At 56.2% G+C, this 13426-nt stretch carries 14 protein-coding genes and 2 tRNA genes; 7 read left to right on the plus strand and 9 right to left on the minus strand.

The window, feature by feature from the left end; translation table 11 throughout:
* Positions 1–39 precede the first annotated feature (39 nt).
* On the minus strand, positions 40–489 hold the full coding sequence (locus tag ACYVGU_RS07750) for a hypothetical protein (RefSeq protein WP_460621578.1): 450 nt from the start codon (positions 487–489) through the stop codon (positions 40–42).
* Positions 490–615: 126 nt separating this feature from the next.
* On the opposite strand from ACYVGU_RS07750, the gene ACYVGU_RS07755 reads away from it, so the two are divergent.
* The gene (locus tag ACYVGU_RS07755) at positions 616–1401 is read left to right on the plus strand and encodes a S1/P1 nuclease (protein WP_460621579.1); all 786 of its coding nucleotides are present in this window, start codon (positions 616–618) and stop codon (positions 1399–1401) included.
* Between the two features lie 185 nt (positions 1402–1586).
* Here ACYVGU_RS07755 and ACYVGU_RS07760 read toward each other — a convergent pair whose 3' ends face one another.
* Entirely contained in the window at positions 1587–2687 is a 1101-nt protein-coding gene (locus tag ACYVGU_RS07760; protein ID WP_460621580.1) for an SDR family oxidoreductase, read from the minus strand.
* A 306-nt stretch (positions 2688–2993) separates the two neighbouring features.
* Here ACYVGU_RS07760 and ACYVGU_RS07765 point away from each other — a divergent pair, with 306 nt between their 5' ends.
* Together ACYVGU_RS07765 and ACYVGU_RS07770 are read left to right on the plus strand one after the other, a co-directional pair.
* Positions 2994–3701: an RsmE family RNA methyltransferase gene (locus tag ACYVGU_RS07765; RefSeq protein ID WP_460621581.1), complete on the plus strand. Its 708-nt coding sequence runs from the start codon at positions 2994–2996 to the stop codon at positions 3699–3701.
* 210 nt (positions 3702–3911) lie between these two features.
* The gene (locus ACYVGU_RS07770) at positions 3912–4577 is read left to right on the plus strand and encodes a DUF4159 domain-containing protein (RefSeq protein ID WP_460611671.1); all 666 of its coding nucleotides are present in this window, start codon (positions 3912–3914) and stop codon (positions 4575–4577) included.
* Positions 4578–4652: 75 nt separating this feature from the next.
* Here the strand turns inward: ACYVGU_RS07770 and ACYVGU_RS07775 are convergent, their stop codons facing one another.
* The 5 genes from ACYVGU_RS07775 to ACYVGU_RS07795 form a co-directional block, all read right to left on the minus strand.
* Complete coding sequence (locus tag ACYVGU_RS07775) at positions 4653–5225, minus strand: hypothetical protein (protein ID WP_460621582.1); 573 nt, start codon at positions 5223–5225, stop codon at positions 4653–4655.
* A gap of 87 nt (positions 5226–5312) precedes the next feature.
* On the minus strand, positions 5313–5885 hold the full coding sequence (locus ACYVGU_RS07780; protein ID WP_460611669.1) for a lysophospholipid acyltransferase family protein: 573 nt from the start codon (positions 5883–5885) through the stop codon (positions 5313–5315).
* A gap of 79 nt (positions 5886–5964) precedes the next feature.
* Positions 5965–6732 (minus strand): patatin-like phospholipase family protein, encoded by a 768-nt coding sequence (locus tag ACYVGU_RS07785; RefSeq protein ID WP_460621583.1) that lies wholly within the window; start codon positions 6730–6732, stop codon positions 5965–5967.
* Positions 6733–6826: 94 nt separating this feature from the next.
* Positions 6827–7675 (minus strand): MBL fold metallo-hydrolase, encoded by an 849-nt coding sequence (locus ACYVGU_RS07790; protein ID WP_460611667.1) that lies wholly within the window; start codon positions 7673–7675, stop codon positions 6827–6829.
* 123 nt (positions 7676–7798) lie between these two features.
* The gene (locus ACYVGU_RS07795) at positions 7799–8746 is read right to left on the minus strand and encodes an acetyl-CoA carboxylase carboxyltransferase subunit alpha (RefSeq protein WP_460613117.1); all 948 of its coding nucleotides are present in this window, start codon (positions 8744–8746) and stop codon (positions 7799–7801) included.
* Positions 8747–9000: 254 nt separating this feature from the next.
* On the opposite strand from ACYVGU_RS07795, the gene ACYVGU_RS07800 reads away from it, so the two are divergent.
* Together ACYVGU_RS07800 and ACYVGU_RS07805 are read left to right on the plus strand one after the other, a co-directional pair.
* Positions 9001–9074, plus strand: a tRNA-Asp gene (locus ACYVGU_RS07800).
* Positions 9075–9484: 410 nt separating this feature from the next.
* Positions 9485–9558: transfer RNA gene (locus ACYVGU_RS07805), tRNA-Asp, on the plus strand.
* A gap of 116 nt (positions 9559–9674) precedes the next feature.
* On the opposite strand, the gene ACYVGU_RS07810 is transcribed toward ACYVGU_RS07805, so the two are convergent.
* Complete coding sequence (locus ACYVGU_RS07810; protein ID WP_460621584.1) at positions 9675–10628, minus strand: ADP-ribosylglycohydrolase family protein; 954 nt, start codon at positions 10626–10628, stop codon at positions 9675–9677.
* A gap of 256 nt (positions 10629–10884) precedes the next feature.
* On the opposite strand from ACYVGU_RS07810, the gene ACYVGU_RS07815 reads away from it, so the two are divergent.
* Together ACYVGU_RS07815 and ACYVGU_RS07820 are read left to right on the plus strand one after the other, a co-directional pair.
* On the plus strand, positions 10885–11166 hold the full coding sequence (locus ACYVGU_RS07815) for a hypothetical protein (RefSeq protein ID WP_460611665.1): 282 nt from the start codon (positions 10885–10887) through the stop codon (positions 11164–11166).
* Between the two features lie 154 nt (positions 11167–11320).
* On the plus strand, positions 11321–11557 hold the full coding sequence (locus ACYVGU_RS07820; protein WP_460621585.1) for a hypothetical protein: 237 nt from the start codon (positions 11321–11323) through the stop codon (positions 11555–11557).
* 300 nt (positions 11558–11857) lie between these two features.
* Here ACYVGU_RS07820 and ACYVGU_RS07825 read toward each other — a convergent pair whose 3' ends face one another.
* Complete coding sequence (locus ACYVGU_RS07825) at positions 11858–13414, minus strand: ArnT family glycosyltransferase (protein ID WP_460621586.1); 1557 nt, start codon at positions 13412–13414, stop codon at positions 11858–11860.
* Positions 13415–13426: the final 12 nt, after the last annotated feature.

Consider the following 13426-nt stretch of genomic DNA (forward strand, 5'->3'; position numbering starts at 1 on the left):
CACCGCTACATCGGCAGTTATCTCTTCACCAGTTTCGGTTTACATAATGCTGCACTGAAAACAGATATTCAGCACGCCTACCAGCTCATCTTGGGCACTGTAAAAGGCTAGCGCATCTCGAAAAACAGGCGCGCACATCCAGGAGTCTCGCTCTCTGTAAGGGGTCAGGAAGATTCGTTCCAGCTCAGTGACAGCCTCAGAATCGCGGCGCAACGTAGCTACCGGACTGGCCGTGATATTATAGCTGTTGTTTTCGTCTGTCAGCCGGGGGCCTACACCGTTTTGGCGCTCAATTTCTTTAAGCCGGGAGCGCAGGGCAGCTAGCTGAACTGAATCAGCCGATACAAGCAACCTTCGATTGACTTGTTTCTCTTTGGCCAAAACAGCCAGCAGCTGGTCCCATTTAGGCCCACGGTGTAGCGAATAGGTGATGATGTAGTCAAACGAAAGCCCAGACCAATACTCGCTTGTTGCTTTCACCGAAATCATCTTAGAGCCGTCTGGTTAGGGTGCTGAAGTAAACTTTTACGGCAGGATACCTGAAGCACTAGCCCCAGCCTTTCGCGAAACGCAGTAATTTTACCCAAAATAGTTTACCCTTCTTCTTACATTTGTATGCGTAAGCGTCTTCTTCCGCTGTTTCTTCTGCTGCTCTCCCCGCTCACACTGTGGGCTTGGGGCGCCGATGGGCACCGTGCGGTTGGCAAAATTGCCGAAAATCACCTGAGCCGGAAAGCCCGGAAGGAAGTACAGCGCCTGCTAGGCACCGAAACCATGACGCTGGTGAGCACCTGGCCCGATGAAATCCGCTACTACCCGGAGTTCAAGGATACGGCCCCCTGGCACTACGTAAATACGCCTTCGGGCCTGAACCACGACCAGTACGTGCAGGCAATCAAGACCCAAACAACGGCCAATGCCTACACGGCTCTGGAAGCCAAGCTGAAAGAGTTGGCCGACCAAACCAAGTCTCGCGAGGAGCGTTTGGCAGCTCTCAAATTTGTGATTCACATCGTGGGGGATGTGCATCAGCCCATGCACACAGGCCACGCCGAGGATAAAGGCGGTAACGATATCAAGCTGAAGTACCGCGGCAAGGATACCAACCTGCACAGCCTCTGGGACAGCGGCCTGCTCGATTACCAGGGCCTGACCTACACTGAAATGGCGACGCAATACGACCAGAAGCTGAAGCGCCGGCAGGTGCGGGAGCTGCAGAGCGCTCCGGCAGAGCAGTGGCTATGGGAATCGTACTCGGCCTCTGAGAAGCTTTACCAGGAAACCCCGGCCGGCACCGATGTCGATTACAAATACTATCCGGCCCACGCTGACCTGATGCGCCAGCGCATTGTGGAAGCTGGGGTGCGGCTAGCCGGCCTGCTAAACGAAGTGCTGGGATAATCAGCCACAGCACTTCGTTTAGGTCTTGCTACAGCACAAAGCCCCGATACATCTGCGTATCGGGGCTTTGTGCTTTATCCGTCTGTAGTACAACTCTTTACTAGGTCGCCCGAAGGCTACAGAGGTGCGGTTGTGATATGGAATGCGAGGTAGTACTAGCCGTACGGTTTGGCGACTAGAAAGGCCTAGTTATCATGATAAGCGAGGGTGTGGCTGTAGTCTTTATCTGCCGCCGCTGGCGAAGAGGCAGATCCGTTACCGTTGCTATTGCCGCCTTTGCTTTTGGCTCCTAGCCAAGTAGCCAGCGCTACCCCAGCACCTACCAATAGCGCGGTTCGGAGGGCGGGGCTACCTAGCGTGGTGGCTTCGGTATAGTAGCTGGTTTCGCGTGTATGCCCGGGGTAGTTGCCGCGCTCCTCTAAAGACCCCATAGGCCGGTCGAGGGCGTTCTGCGGCAAGGGCCGGGGCGCGTAATCTGCCTTTTCCTGCTTAGAAAACGACTTCTCCATGAATTTATCGAGCAGTCCGGGGGTCCAGTGCTCCATGCCAATCATGGCCTTGCCCCCCCCACCTACTACCACCGAGCGCTCAGGCGTAACGGCACAATGCAGAATAGCGCGGGCCACAGTTTCGGGTGCGTACGCGGGTGGTGCGTGCTGGGCTTCCCGCTCCATATAGTTTTTGGAGTGAATGGGGTATGGCGTATCAATGGCGGCGGGCTGGATTAGGGTAACAGAAATGGGCGCGTTGTCCATCTCCAGCTCCATCCGAAGTCCATCGGTAAAGCCTTTCACGGCGTGCTTACTGGCGCTATAAATGGTTTGCAGAATGGCCGTAACATCTGAGAGAATACTGCCCACATTGATAATGGCGCCACCCTTAGATTTCAGGTGCTTAGATGCTTCCAGGGAGCCGTTTACCAAGCCCCAGAAATTTACCTCGAACAGCTGACGCATATCTTCCAGCGGCACCTCTTCCACCTTGCCATAAATGGACACGCCCGCATTGTTAATCCAGGTATCGAAGCCGCCGAACACAGTAGAAGCTTCATGCGCCAAGCGCTGTACATCTTCGGTTTTGCTTACGTCGGCTACTACATAGGCGGCCCGACCACCGGCCTGGTTGATTTCATCGGTGAGTTGGCGCAGGGCGTCTTCGCTGCGAGCGGCCAATATAAGCCGAGCACCAGCCTTGGCTGCCATGCGCGCCGTTACCAGCCCAATACCCGACGAAGCCCCCGTGATGACTATGGTTTGATCCTTGAGTTTTTTCAGTTTAACTGCCATACCGGTATCAGATTAAAAGTAAGTGATACCCTACAGTACGCGGATAAAAACCCGGGGGCCAGAACTGGACAATTAAAATTTTGGCCTTTTCAACTCCCTGAATGAACGAAAGTTTGAGCATATCTACCTGATTTAAACTCTCCTTCACTCCATTTCAGCGACTTTGCCAACAATTTCCTACTCAATGAAAGAAGCAGGGATCAAGCTGATTTGCTAGCTAGTAGATTCAATGAAATGCTTGCTTGTATAGGAGCCCAACGCACTTGCGAGCAGGCAAACCTCTTGGTTTCAGCGTAGCTTTGCCGTATGCCGCACACCTTCTTCGCCCCCGACCTTACGCTCCCGACCTACACCTTACCCGAAGACGAAAGCAAGCACGCCGTGCGGGTACTACGCCTGACAACCGGCGACGCGGTGGTGCTGGTGAATGGGAGCGGCGGTGTGTACCAGGCTGAGGTAGAGACGGCGGACGCCAAGCGCTGCCGCCTGCGGGTTGTGAGCGAAGAACAAGTGCCACGCCGCGCCTACCACGTGCATGTGGCTGTAGCGCCCACCAAAAACCTCGACCGAATGGAGTGGCTGGTGGAGAAAGCCGTGGAAATGGGCGTCGATACGATGACGTTTTTGCGGTGCGCCCGCTCTGAGCGGCGCGAGCTGAAGCTGGAGCGGCTCCAGAAAATTGCCGTCAGTGCCCTGAAGCAGTCGGGGCAGGCATGGCTGCCGGAGCTCACTGAACTCACCGATTTTACTAGGTTCCTGCCCACTGCAAACCCTGCCACTACGTTTATTGCCCACCTTGAGGATGGCGAGCGGACGCCGCTGGCCCGCGTGGCCGCTGCCGCCGACGGCTGCTGCGTGCTTATTGGCCCCGAAGGTGATTTTACGCCCCAGGAAATTGAAGCGGCCTTTGCCCTGGGCATCCGGCCGGTTACGCTAGGTGCCTCCCGGCTCCGAACCGAAACTGCCGCGCTAGCAGCCGTGCACACGGTGCATATTGCCCGGGAGCTGGCTTAAGTAATACGGCAACAGGCACCATATGAGGTTGTTGAACTTCGAGAGCAGACTATTTACAAAACCGGAAGTGTACCGTATGTGAGAGTTGGTTGTTCTTAAAAACTAGTATACAGCGGTCCGCAGCACCACCCGTGCCCACAGCCGGAACCTGCCAGGCAACCGCCTGAGTTATGGCGTAGCTGCTTACCCCATTTTGCGCATCTTTACTGTATGATGAAGTTTCTGCTTCCGGCCCTGCTCCTGCTCGTGCTGCTTACTGCCGCCGCACCGGTGGCGCCTAGTTTCCGTATTGCCAAGCTGCACTATGGCGGGGGCGGCGACTGGTACGCGAATAAAACGAGCCTGCCCAACCTCATACGCTTCTGCAACCAAACGCTAAAAACCAACATCAATCCCGAGGAGGCCACCGTAGAGCTAGATTCGCCGGAACTGCTCACGTATCCTTTCATTCACATGACGGGGCACGGCAACGTGTCGTTTACGGATGCAGAGGCGCGTAATCTGCGACGCTACCTTATTGGCGGCGGCTTTCTGCACATCGATGATAACTATGGCCTCGATAAGTTTATCCGGCCGGAAATGAAAAAGGTATTTCCGGATCTGGAGTTTGTGGAGTTGCCGTTCTCGCATCCGGTGTACCACCAGAAATTTCAGTTTCCGCGCGGCCTGCCCAAAGTGCACGAGCATGACGGCAAGCGCCCCCAAGGCTTCGGACTGCTGTACAAAGGCCGCCTGGTATGCTTCTATAGCTATGAGTGCGACTTAGGCAACGGCTGGGAAGACCTCGGCACCTACCCCGAAGACACGCCTGCTACCCACGAAGCAGCGCTGAAGATGGGCGCCAACCTGGTTACCTATGCTTTAACGCAGGACTAAGCCTAGCAACCTACAGTACAAAGCAAACCCCGCTGCCCCAGTTTAGTGGCAGCGGGGTTTGGCTTGAAAGAGAGCCTAGAAGCGCCGCTGCAGAATTTCACTGAGCACAAAGGCAGCGCGCACGCTGGCGGGGTTCCGGAGCGAGTCAGCAACGGTAGCGCGCGTAGAGGATTGCGCAGCCGCTTCTGGCCGGCTCCAGTAATCCTCGTTGCGATGCTGCGTGGTTGTTCGGGGAAGCGTAGAGGCTAGGCGCGCTTCTTTTCGGGTGGTTTCCAGCGAGCGGGCGGTAGTGGCTTGCCGCTCCAGGGAGCGGGCATTGCGTTGCTCCATTTCCAGACTACGTGCGGCTGGCGCTTTCTCCTGCGGCATAGGTCGGCCGGCTGGAGTGGTTTCGGGCAGAAAAGTAGGTGCTGGCGTTGAGGCGGGCGGCGTGCTTTTGTTTTGATTTTGCATTTGCCGAAGCAACTCCTCAAAGGAGGTGGCCGGCAAGCCCGGCGCTATAGGGCGTGGCTTGCCGGATGGGTCGGGGCGGGAAAAGCGCCGCTCCTGCTGCTCCCGAGCCGTGGTGGCTTTGGCCTTCTGCACCATGCGCCAGACGAATACCGCCAGAACAACCAGAATCCAGACCAGAGTTTGCACCTTTTCCATGAGCAGTAGCAGGTAATGAGGCTTTAAGGTAAGCGGTAATCCGGACTTCGGAAGCCAGGCTACCCGGGTATTACTAGCCTTTGTGTCTTACCGAACCCCTTTTTCCGGAAAGCGCCCTTGCTTGGTGCGGTAAAATGCCTTTATTTCCTCCAGGTCCTTTTCGTAGTCGCCGGTGGGCCAGAAGGCCGGCCCCACGCCTGCTTCCTTGTTCTTGTAGTCGAGGTAACCAAGCAAAATAGGCACTCCGGCGCCCATAGCGGCGTGGTAGAAGCCTTTGCGCCACTTGGGCTGGTAGCTGCGCGTGCCTTCCGGCGTGATAAGAATCACGAGTTCGTCGCGCTCATTAAAGAGCTGCACCATGCCATCTACGAGGCTATTGTTTTTGCTCCGGTCGACGGCTAGGCCGCCCAGGCTGCGCACCAGCCCCCCTAGCAGTGGAATAGTGGTCCACTCCTTTTTAATGGTTAGCCGAACATCGACATCCATCAGGAAAAAGGCGGCCCGGGCAAACATAAAGTCCCAGTTGCTGGTGTGCGGTGCCGCAATCATCATGCTTTTCTTGATGTTTGGCGGCACTTGCGGACCCAGGTGCCACCCAGTAATCCAGAACCAGAACTTTGAAAACAGATACCAGAAAGTAGAGGTTTTGCGTGCAGCCATGCGGGAAGTAAGTGGTAGCCGGGTACTAGGGGGCTACTGCAGCTCAAAGCTAGAGAAATGTTACGGAAGCGCCGCAGCCTTACTCCTGCTCCAGTAACGCTTCCAACTCCTTGGCCTTGCTCAGGGTGTAGCGGTATCCTATTTCAAACAGTTCAGGGGCCCTTCGGTACTGCGCCATCCGGTAAGCACCCAGCTCTGGCGGCTCCAGCAATAGGTGGCAGTGCTGTTTGCTAGGGTAGGTATTGGCCCCAACTGCCAGGTTTAGCGTCCGCTCAATAAGGCCCCGCAGCGTGCTAATTCGCGCCTCTTTGTGCGGTGGGTTACAGTGCACACCCACCACTTTCAGGCCGGGCTTGCCTAGTAAGGCCTCTACCGGCAAGTTATTCAGCAAGCCGCCATCCACGAGGTGCCGCCCTTGGTATTCCACGGGCCGATATAGCACGGGAACAGCTGAGGAAGCCAGCAGTGGCGGAATCAACAGCCCCTCCGAAAAGCGCACCGACACGCCTTCCTTGATATCGGTAGCTATTAGGGTAAGCGGCAGGCGCAACTGCTCAAACGTGGCATCGGGGCCCAAGTGCAGTTCGAACAGCTTTCCTACCCCATCAATGCGCAGCAACCCGTAGCTGCTGAGCGCCAAGCGGGTAATCTGGCCCAGGCTAACCTCCTGGAACAGACGCAAAATCTCGCGGGGCGGAAAGCCCGCAGCATAAAACGCCGCCACAATAGCGCCTGAGGATACTCCGGCCAGCTCCCCTATGGGCAGGGCCAGCTCATCAAGGGCGGCCAGCACACCCAGGTGCGCAATTCCGCGCGCCCCGCCGCCAGAAAAAGCTAATCCTAGCATTGGTTAATGGTCATGAGTTTTCTCAGGTTTAGCCTTTAACGAGACCTAGGCGTAAGGTTGCCCCACTTGCAAGGAGTATTTGCTGGCGTAGCTCCTACAGGTCTGCTAGCCGAAACGATTCGGCAGCCCTGATGCCGCGCTCAGTGTGTTGCACGGTTATGCACTCAGTCTGGGCATCGTGCTCCAGTACCAGCACCCAATTTTCGTCGGCAGCCCGGCGCAATAGGCGCTCCTTTTCATCCATGGTCACCAAGGGGCGCATGTCGTAGCCCATTACGTAGGGCAGTGGCACGTGCCCGGCACTTGGTATCAGGTCGGCGGCGAACACCAGCGTGCGGCCCTTGTACTCTAGCACCGGCAGCATCATTTTCTCAGTATGCCCGTCGGCATAGATGATTTCACGCAGGCCGCCCAGTTCCGCCGGCAATGCGGCGCCCGGCTCCAGGAAACGCAGTTGGCCGCTTTCCTGCACGGGTAGGATATTTTCTTTCAGAAAGCTGGCCTTCTCGCGCGGATTGGGTGTAACGGCCCAGTCCCAGTGCGCCTGGTTGCTCCAGTACGTGGCGTTCGGGAAGGCTACCTGCAGCTTTTCATCGGAGGTGCGCACTACAGCCCCGCCCACGTGGTCGAAGTGCAGATGCGTTAGAAAAACGTCGGTGATATCGGCGGCGGTGAAACCGCGCTGGCGCAGGGAGTTTTCCAGCGTGTCGTCGCCGTGTAGATAAAAATGCCCACGAAACTTGGCGTCCTGCTTGTTGCCAATACCCGTGTCCACTAGCATGAGCCGGTTTCCGTCTTCTATCAGCAGGCAGCGCAACGCCCAGGTGCACATGTTATTTTCATCGGCGGGGTTGAGCTTTTGCCACATGCTCTTGGGCACCACGCCAAACATAGCGCCGCCATCAAGCTTAAACAGGCCGGTATCGAGGGTATGAACAGTCATCTTTTCAACAAGCAGTTAACAGTGAAATATGAGCAATAAACGATCTAAAAAGCAAAAGCGCAGTCAGCTGGAAGTACCCGCCTGACTGCGCTTTTTCATACAATTTAGAGAGTGCTTATCCGATTATTCTGCTACCACTCCCATGTTCGAGAACTTATCAATCCGCTGACTGATGCGCTCTTCGTGGGGCAGGGCCTCCAGTTCGTCAAGGGTTTTGAGAATGGTCTTTTTCAGAGTCTTGATCATGGTGGCGGCATCAGTATGCGCGCCGCCGAGGGGCTCTTTCACGATTCCGTCTACAAGACCAGCCTTTAGCATATCAATAGCCGTGAGCTTGAGGGCTTCAGCGGCCTGCTCTTTGTAATCCCAGGAGCGCCACAGAATGCTGCTGCATGATTCCGGCGAAATAACGGAGTACCACGTGTTTTCCAGCATCATCACCCGGTCGCCGATGGCAATACCCAACGCACCACCCGAAGCACCTTCGCCGATGATAATGCAGATAACGGGCACCTTCAGCAGGAACATTTCCTTGAGGTTGCGGGCAATAGCCTCGCCCTGCCCCCGCTCCTCGGCCTCCAGGCCCGGAAAGGCGCCGGGCGTGTCAATCAGGGTAACGATAGGGCGGTTAAACTTCTCGGCTAGCTTCATCAGGCGCAGGGCCTTGCGGTAGCCCTCGGGGTTGGGCATGCCAAAGTTGCGAAACTGGCGCTGCTTGGTGTTGCGGCCCTTCTGCTGCCCAATAAACATTACGGAGCGGCCATCAAGCTCGGCAAAGCCGCCCACCATGGCTTTGTCGTCGCCTACGGTGCGGTCGCCGTGCAGTTCAATAAACTTTTCGGTCATGCCCTCAATGTAGTCGAGGGTGTAGGGCCGGTCGGGGTGGCGCGAGAGCTGCACGCGCTGCCAGCGCGTGAGGTTGGCGTAGGTCTCTTTCTTAAGCGCCTGAATTTTCTCTTCGAGGGCCGTTACAGCGGCTGAAACGTCTACCTGGCTATCGAGGGCCAGTTGTTGCATTTCACGGAGCTTGCCTTCGAGAGCGGCAATTGGTTGTTCAAAATCGAGGAGCATCGCCACGGGCAGGGTGCGTGTTGAGGTTGCGAGGGGGAATTGAGAAGAAAGCAAAGGTAAGCGACGAGGTCGAAACCGCGCACTGCCCACTCCTTCCGAATTTTTGAAAAATTTTTCTGCCTGAGCAACAGCCTGAAACAATTTAAGCCGCTTCTTTTTTCATCTTTTTTTAGAGGTAGTGTTGCGCAGTCCAATTCGTCCCTCTACTTTTGCACCACTTCAACGCCACTAGGGCAGCGAAGTAGAACAACCTTGGTTCGGTAGTTCAGTTGGTTAGAATGCCGCCCTGTCACGGCGGAGGTCGCGGGTTCGAGTCCCGTCCGGACCGCAAAGGCCCTTCAGCACACAGCTGAAGGGCCTTTTGCTTTTTTCCCCTACCTCATCTTTTCATCAGTGGCAAAGGCAGACGGCCGTTTTCTGTGCTGCACTGCTGCCGGCTACTACCCCCACTCCTGCTCTAAACCTCCTCATGGGTCTTACTCGGTGCTGTCGGGACAACCCACACGGGAATACACGTCAGTGAAGGTCAAGAAGCGGTAGTTTTCCTTCGAACCATACAGAAAGCGCTTCCCTTGAAAAAAAATTACGCACTCTATCCTGTTTAGTAACAGAACAATATCGTTTAAAAAAGCCCGTATGTGCCTGTCAGGGCAATTTTTTGTTTGCACGGTCAGAATCGACCTTCTATATTTGCATCACAATAACGGAAAGCACACGGCTTTCTGGTTAGTGTAAAACGGTTCGGTAGTTCAGTTGGTTAGAATGCCGCCCTGTCACGGCGGAGGTCGCGGGTTCGAGTCCCGTCCGGACCGCAAAGGCCCTTCAGCATCGCGCTGAAGGGCCTTTTGCTTTTCCCCCTACCTCGTCTTTTTATCAGCGGCAAAAGCTAGATAAGGGGGTTCAGGCCAACTCTGCCCCTAGTAGGTCTTTACAACGCCACCGCCATGCGCCGAGCTAGGTCCTCGATATCGGGGCGCCGGGCTAGTACCTGCAGCCAGTCGGCGGGAATGGCTTCTTCTCCATAGTAGAGTCCGGCCAGGCCGCCGGTCACGGCACCGGTTGTGTCGGTATCATCGCCGAGGTTCACGGCGGCCAGCACGGTTTCTGTATAGGTTTCGTGGCGCAACAAGCACCAGAGCGCCGCTTCCAGGGTGTGCAGCACGTAGCCGCCGCTACTAATAGCTGATTGGGGCAGATCAGGTAGGCGCCCACTCAGGATGCGCTCAAAGTGCTCGGTTTCGTGGACCGGAATATGTAGTTGCTGCAGCTGCGCGGGCACTTCTGTGCACAAGCGGGCATAGGCTTGCTCAATGGTGCAACCCAAGCGCAGGTGGTGGCAAAACTCCAGATACAGGAAGCACGCTACTGCCGAGCGGATATGCCCATGCGTAACAGCAGAAACTGCCTGAATAAGCTGGAAACGCTCTTGTAGTAAGGCATCAGGCTGATAAAAAGCTAGGGGCAGCATGCGCATCAGTGAGCCATTGCCATTGCTGTACTCATCCTGGCCGCCCGCCTGCAACAGCGTATGATCGGCGGCGAGTTGGCTTAGCGCTTCCCGAGTGGTCACTCCAACGTCGAATACGGTCCCGTGCGGCGTCCAGAAACCTTCGAGGTACCAGCGGCAGCAGGTTCGCACCAGCTTCGGGAGGCTGAAGCCGCCCGCTATGGTTTCGGCCAGGCAAAACGTAAGCGACGCATCATCTGACCAGGTACCGGCCGGTTGGTTGTGGGTGCCATATGCCCGCATATGCACCACCGGATCCTGGCGACGGGCGGCGCGGCTTTTAAATTCGACCGGGACGCCCAAGGCATCGCCCACGGCAAGGCCTAGCAGGGCAGTACGCAGCTGCGGTTCAGCTGATAAGATAGAATGCAGCATAGATGGATAGGGAAATGCAAGTGCCGTGCAAACGGTAGCCAAAGCTACCAGATCTAAAAACACCACGAAGGCACAAGGGGTAAAAAACTAGCAAAGAAGCTCGTAGAGGCACATTTTTGTTGCCCTGGTAGGAACTTTTTTATTCGGCTGTAGATCCTTTGGCTGACTTTTTTTTCAACCACCTTCTATTCTGGCCGAACATTTGCCTCCGGGTTTGGTACTTTCGCGTTCCATTTGGCGGCTTCACTTTTTATTTATGCCTAGATTTCTTCTAATTCTCTGGCTGATGCTGATGGCATTGGTTGATATTAGCCCGGCGTTGGCCCAGGGCGGACCGGCGGCCCGCGCCAAGATGCGCGGTAAAGTATACGTACACCGCCCTAACTACCGCACGTACAAAGGCGGCGGCAGAAAGGCCCGCAAGAAGCGCACTATCCGCTACCGTCAGAAGTGGTTCCAGTTCTGGCGCAAGAGAAAGAAAAACAACAACACTACCCCCAGAAGACCGTCGCGTAACCAGACGATTGGTGGGGAATAGAAACACCCTTCATAGGTAAAATTCATCGGCCTCCTTTGTCATTTGGCAAGGGAGGCCGTTTGGTTTGCGGCGGTTTGAGCCGGCAGCAGGGCTAGTAGCTCCACAATTTTTCAGCGCAAACGGAGTTTAGACCCCAAACAACCCCTATTGGAGTATGATACGCATTCTGATATTGATTTTTGCGCTGTTGATGGTAAGCGGCCCGGAGCCAGCTGAGGCCGGGAGGCCCACGCGGTACGCCCGCGCTAAAATGCGGGGCAAATCGTACACGCACCGCCCATTTTATAAGAAATACAAAGGCCGCAAATCCAGAAAGAAGCGCACTTCCCTGTTCCGCAAAAAAGCTAGCGCCAAGCCAACCTACAAAGTAGGCCGCCACTCAACCCGGTAAGCAAGGGGTAATACGTGTCACGAAAGGATACGCGCAACAGCGCCCCGGCTCCCGTCGGCTGCTCACAAACTACTACCTAGCAACTTAGTAGCCGGCTTCACTGCGCCGAAGAGGCAGGCGAACAACAGGCGGTGCGTCGCGTCGCTGAATATCTACTGGACTTGCAAATGATGATACCAAAGGAACAACCATGCTGAGTAGTTGGCTCCTTAAGCCACCTGCTCAGCATGGTCGTTCTGGAGTTTTCGGCCACTCCCAACCGGGACTTGTGCGATTTCCACTACTTCTGAAACAGCTCTGTTACTGGTCTAGGGAAGCGGGTACCAGTAGTACAATCGTATTTTGCAGATAAGCAGGCCGGGCATTCTCTGGGTTTCGCTCGGCAAACGCGGCCAGCCGAATACCTTGTCGCTGCAGACTTTGGTATTCCTGCTCCGTGGGCCAGCCCTCGTACACGTTGCGCTGCGAGTAGAACATGGCATCGATGTTTTCCAGAGGCGGCACATTGAACACCACATAACCCGGCGGCACTAACTGATTCAGCTGGCTGTAGACCTGTTTATGCTGCTTCCGGCGCTGCCGCTCCTGCCGCCGCTCCGCAGAAGCGAAGCCATCGACGTGGTTTTTCAGCAGGGTCCAGGGCTGTAGGCAGGCTAGCACAACCAGCACCGAGAAAACACTTGCTGCTATGCGGCGCCCTAGCCCTGCCCGCTGCCGCAACCACTGTAGTCCTGCCACCCAGGCCACAGCCGCCAACACCAGCAGCAGCGGAGCCACCACGTAGGTGTATGAAGGCATTTTGGTGGCCGCCAGCGAGAAAAACCCGAATATGGCCCCGCAGCACACCAGCAGCGCCCGCCGCGGCCGCCCCCGCCAGGTGGGCAGCAACTGCAGTAGTAGTCCGGCCCCTATTAGCAGCACCAGCCAATGATACTGGCTCCATAAGGTATTGGTAAAATAGGTATGCCACGCCCCGCCTTTGTCCTCCAGCGCCTGCGTGAAATGCAGGGCAGCATACTCCTGCTCAAAGGCGCTTTCAAGCGGAAATGTACGGTGCGTGTATAGCTGCCACGGCAGCACCACCAACACCGTGAGGGCAAGGGCCGCCAGCAGCGGGCCATAGGCAGCGGGCTGCTGGCGCCGTTCACTGTGCAGCACGATATCCAGCCCCCAGGCGGCGTACACTACCAGGCCGGGCAGCCATTTGCACAGCACGGCAGCGCCTGCAAACAATCCCGTCAGGCCAATCCAAACCCAGGTGCGGGCGCCCAACTGCCGACTTTCATAGTAGGCCCAGATGCTGCTTGTGACGTACACCATAAACGCCACGTCGCTGTGGTCGACGCTCTGAAAGCCAATGGTAAGCTCCAGCTGATAACAGGCAAACGCCAGCAGTAGCGCCGCATGGTAGCCAACGGCCGCGCTAAACGCCAGCCGGCCAATCCGGTACACGGGCCACACAAGCAAGCTCCCAAGCAAGGCGCTGGGAATCCGGAGGGCTACTTCATTTATCCCGAACACTTTTAGCCCCAAGGCTAGCTGCCACAGAAACAAGGGTTGCTTATGGAGCCATACGTGGTTGCAACACCAATTTCGGTAATCGTAGCCCAGTACAGGGTTGGCGCGCAAAACCGGGCGCAAGGGGGCCAGGAGCATGTTTTTGGCCACTAGCGCATGAAACCGTTCGTCCCATTCGTGCAAAAACGGATCCAGGCAAATCAGCACCAGCCGCAACGCCAAGGCCGCTCCCATCAGCAAAACTACAGCCGCCCCCGTACGCTTGCGCTGGTAAAAAAAGATGCTTCCGGCCGTAAGCCCCGCGCTTAGTAAGAGCACCAGCAAAAGTGTTAAGGGCATGCCATTGAGGGT

It is taken from the genome of Hymenobacter tenuis, from assembly GCF_054780495.1.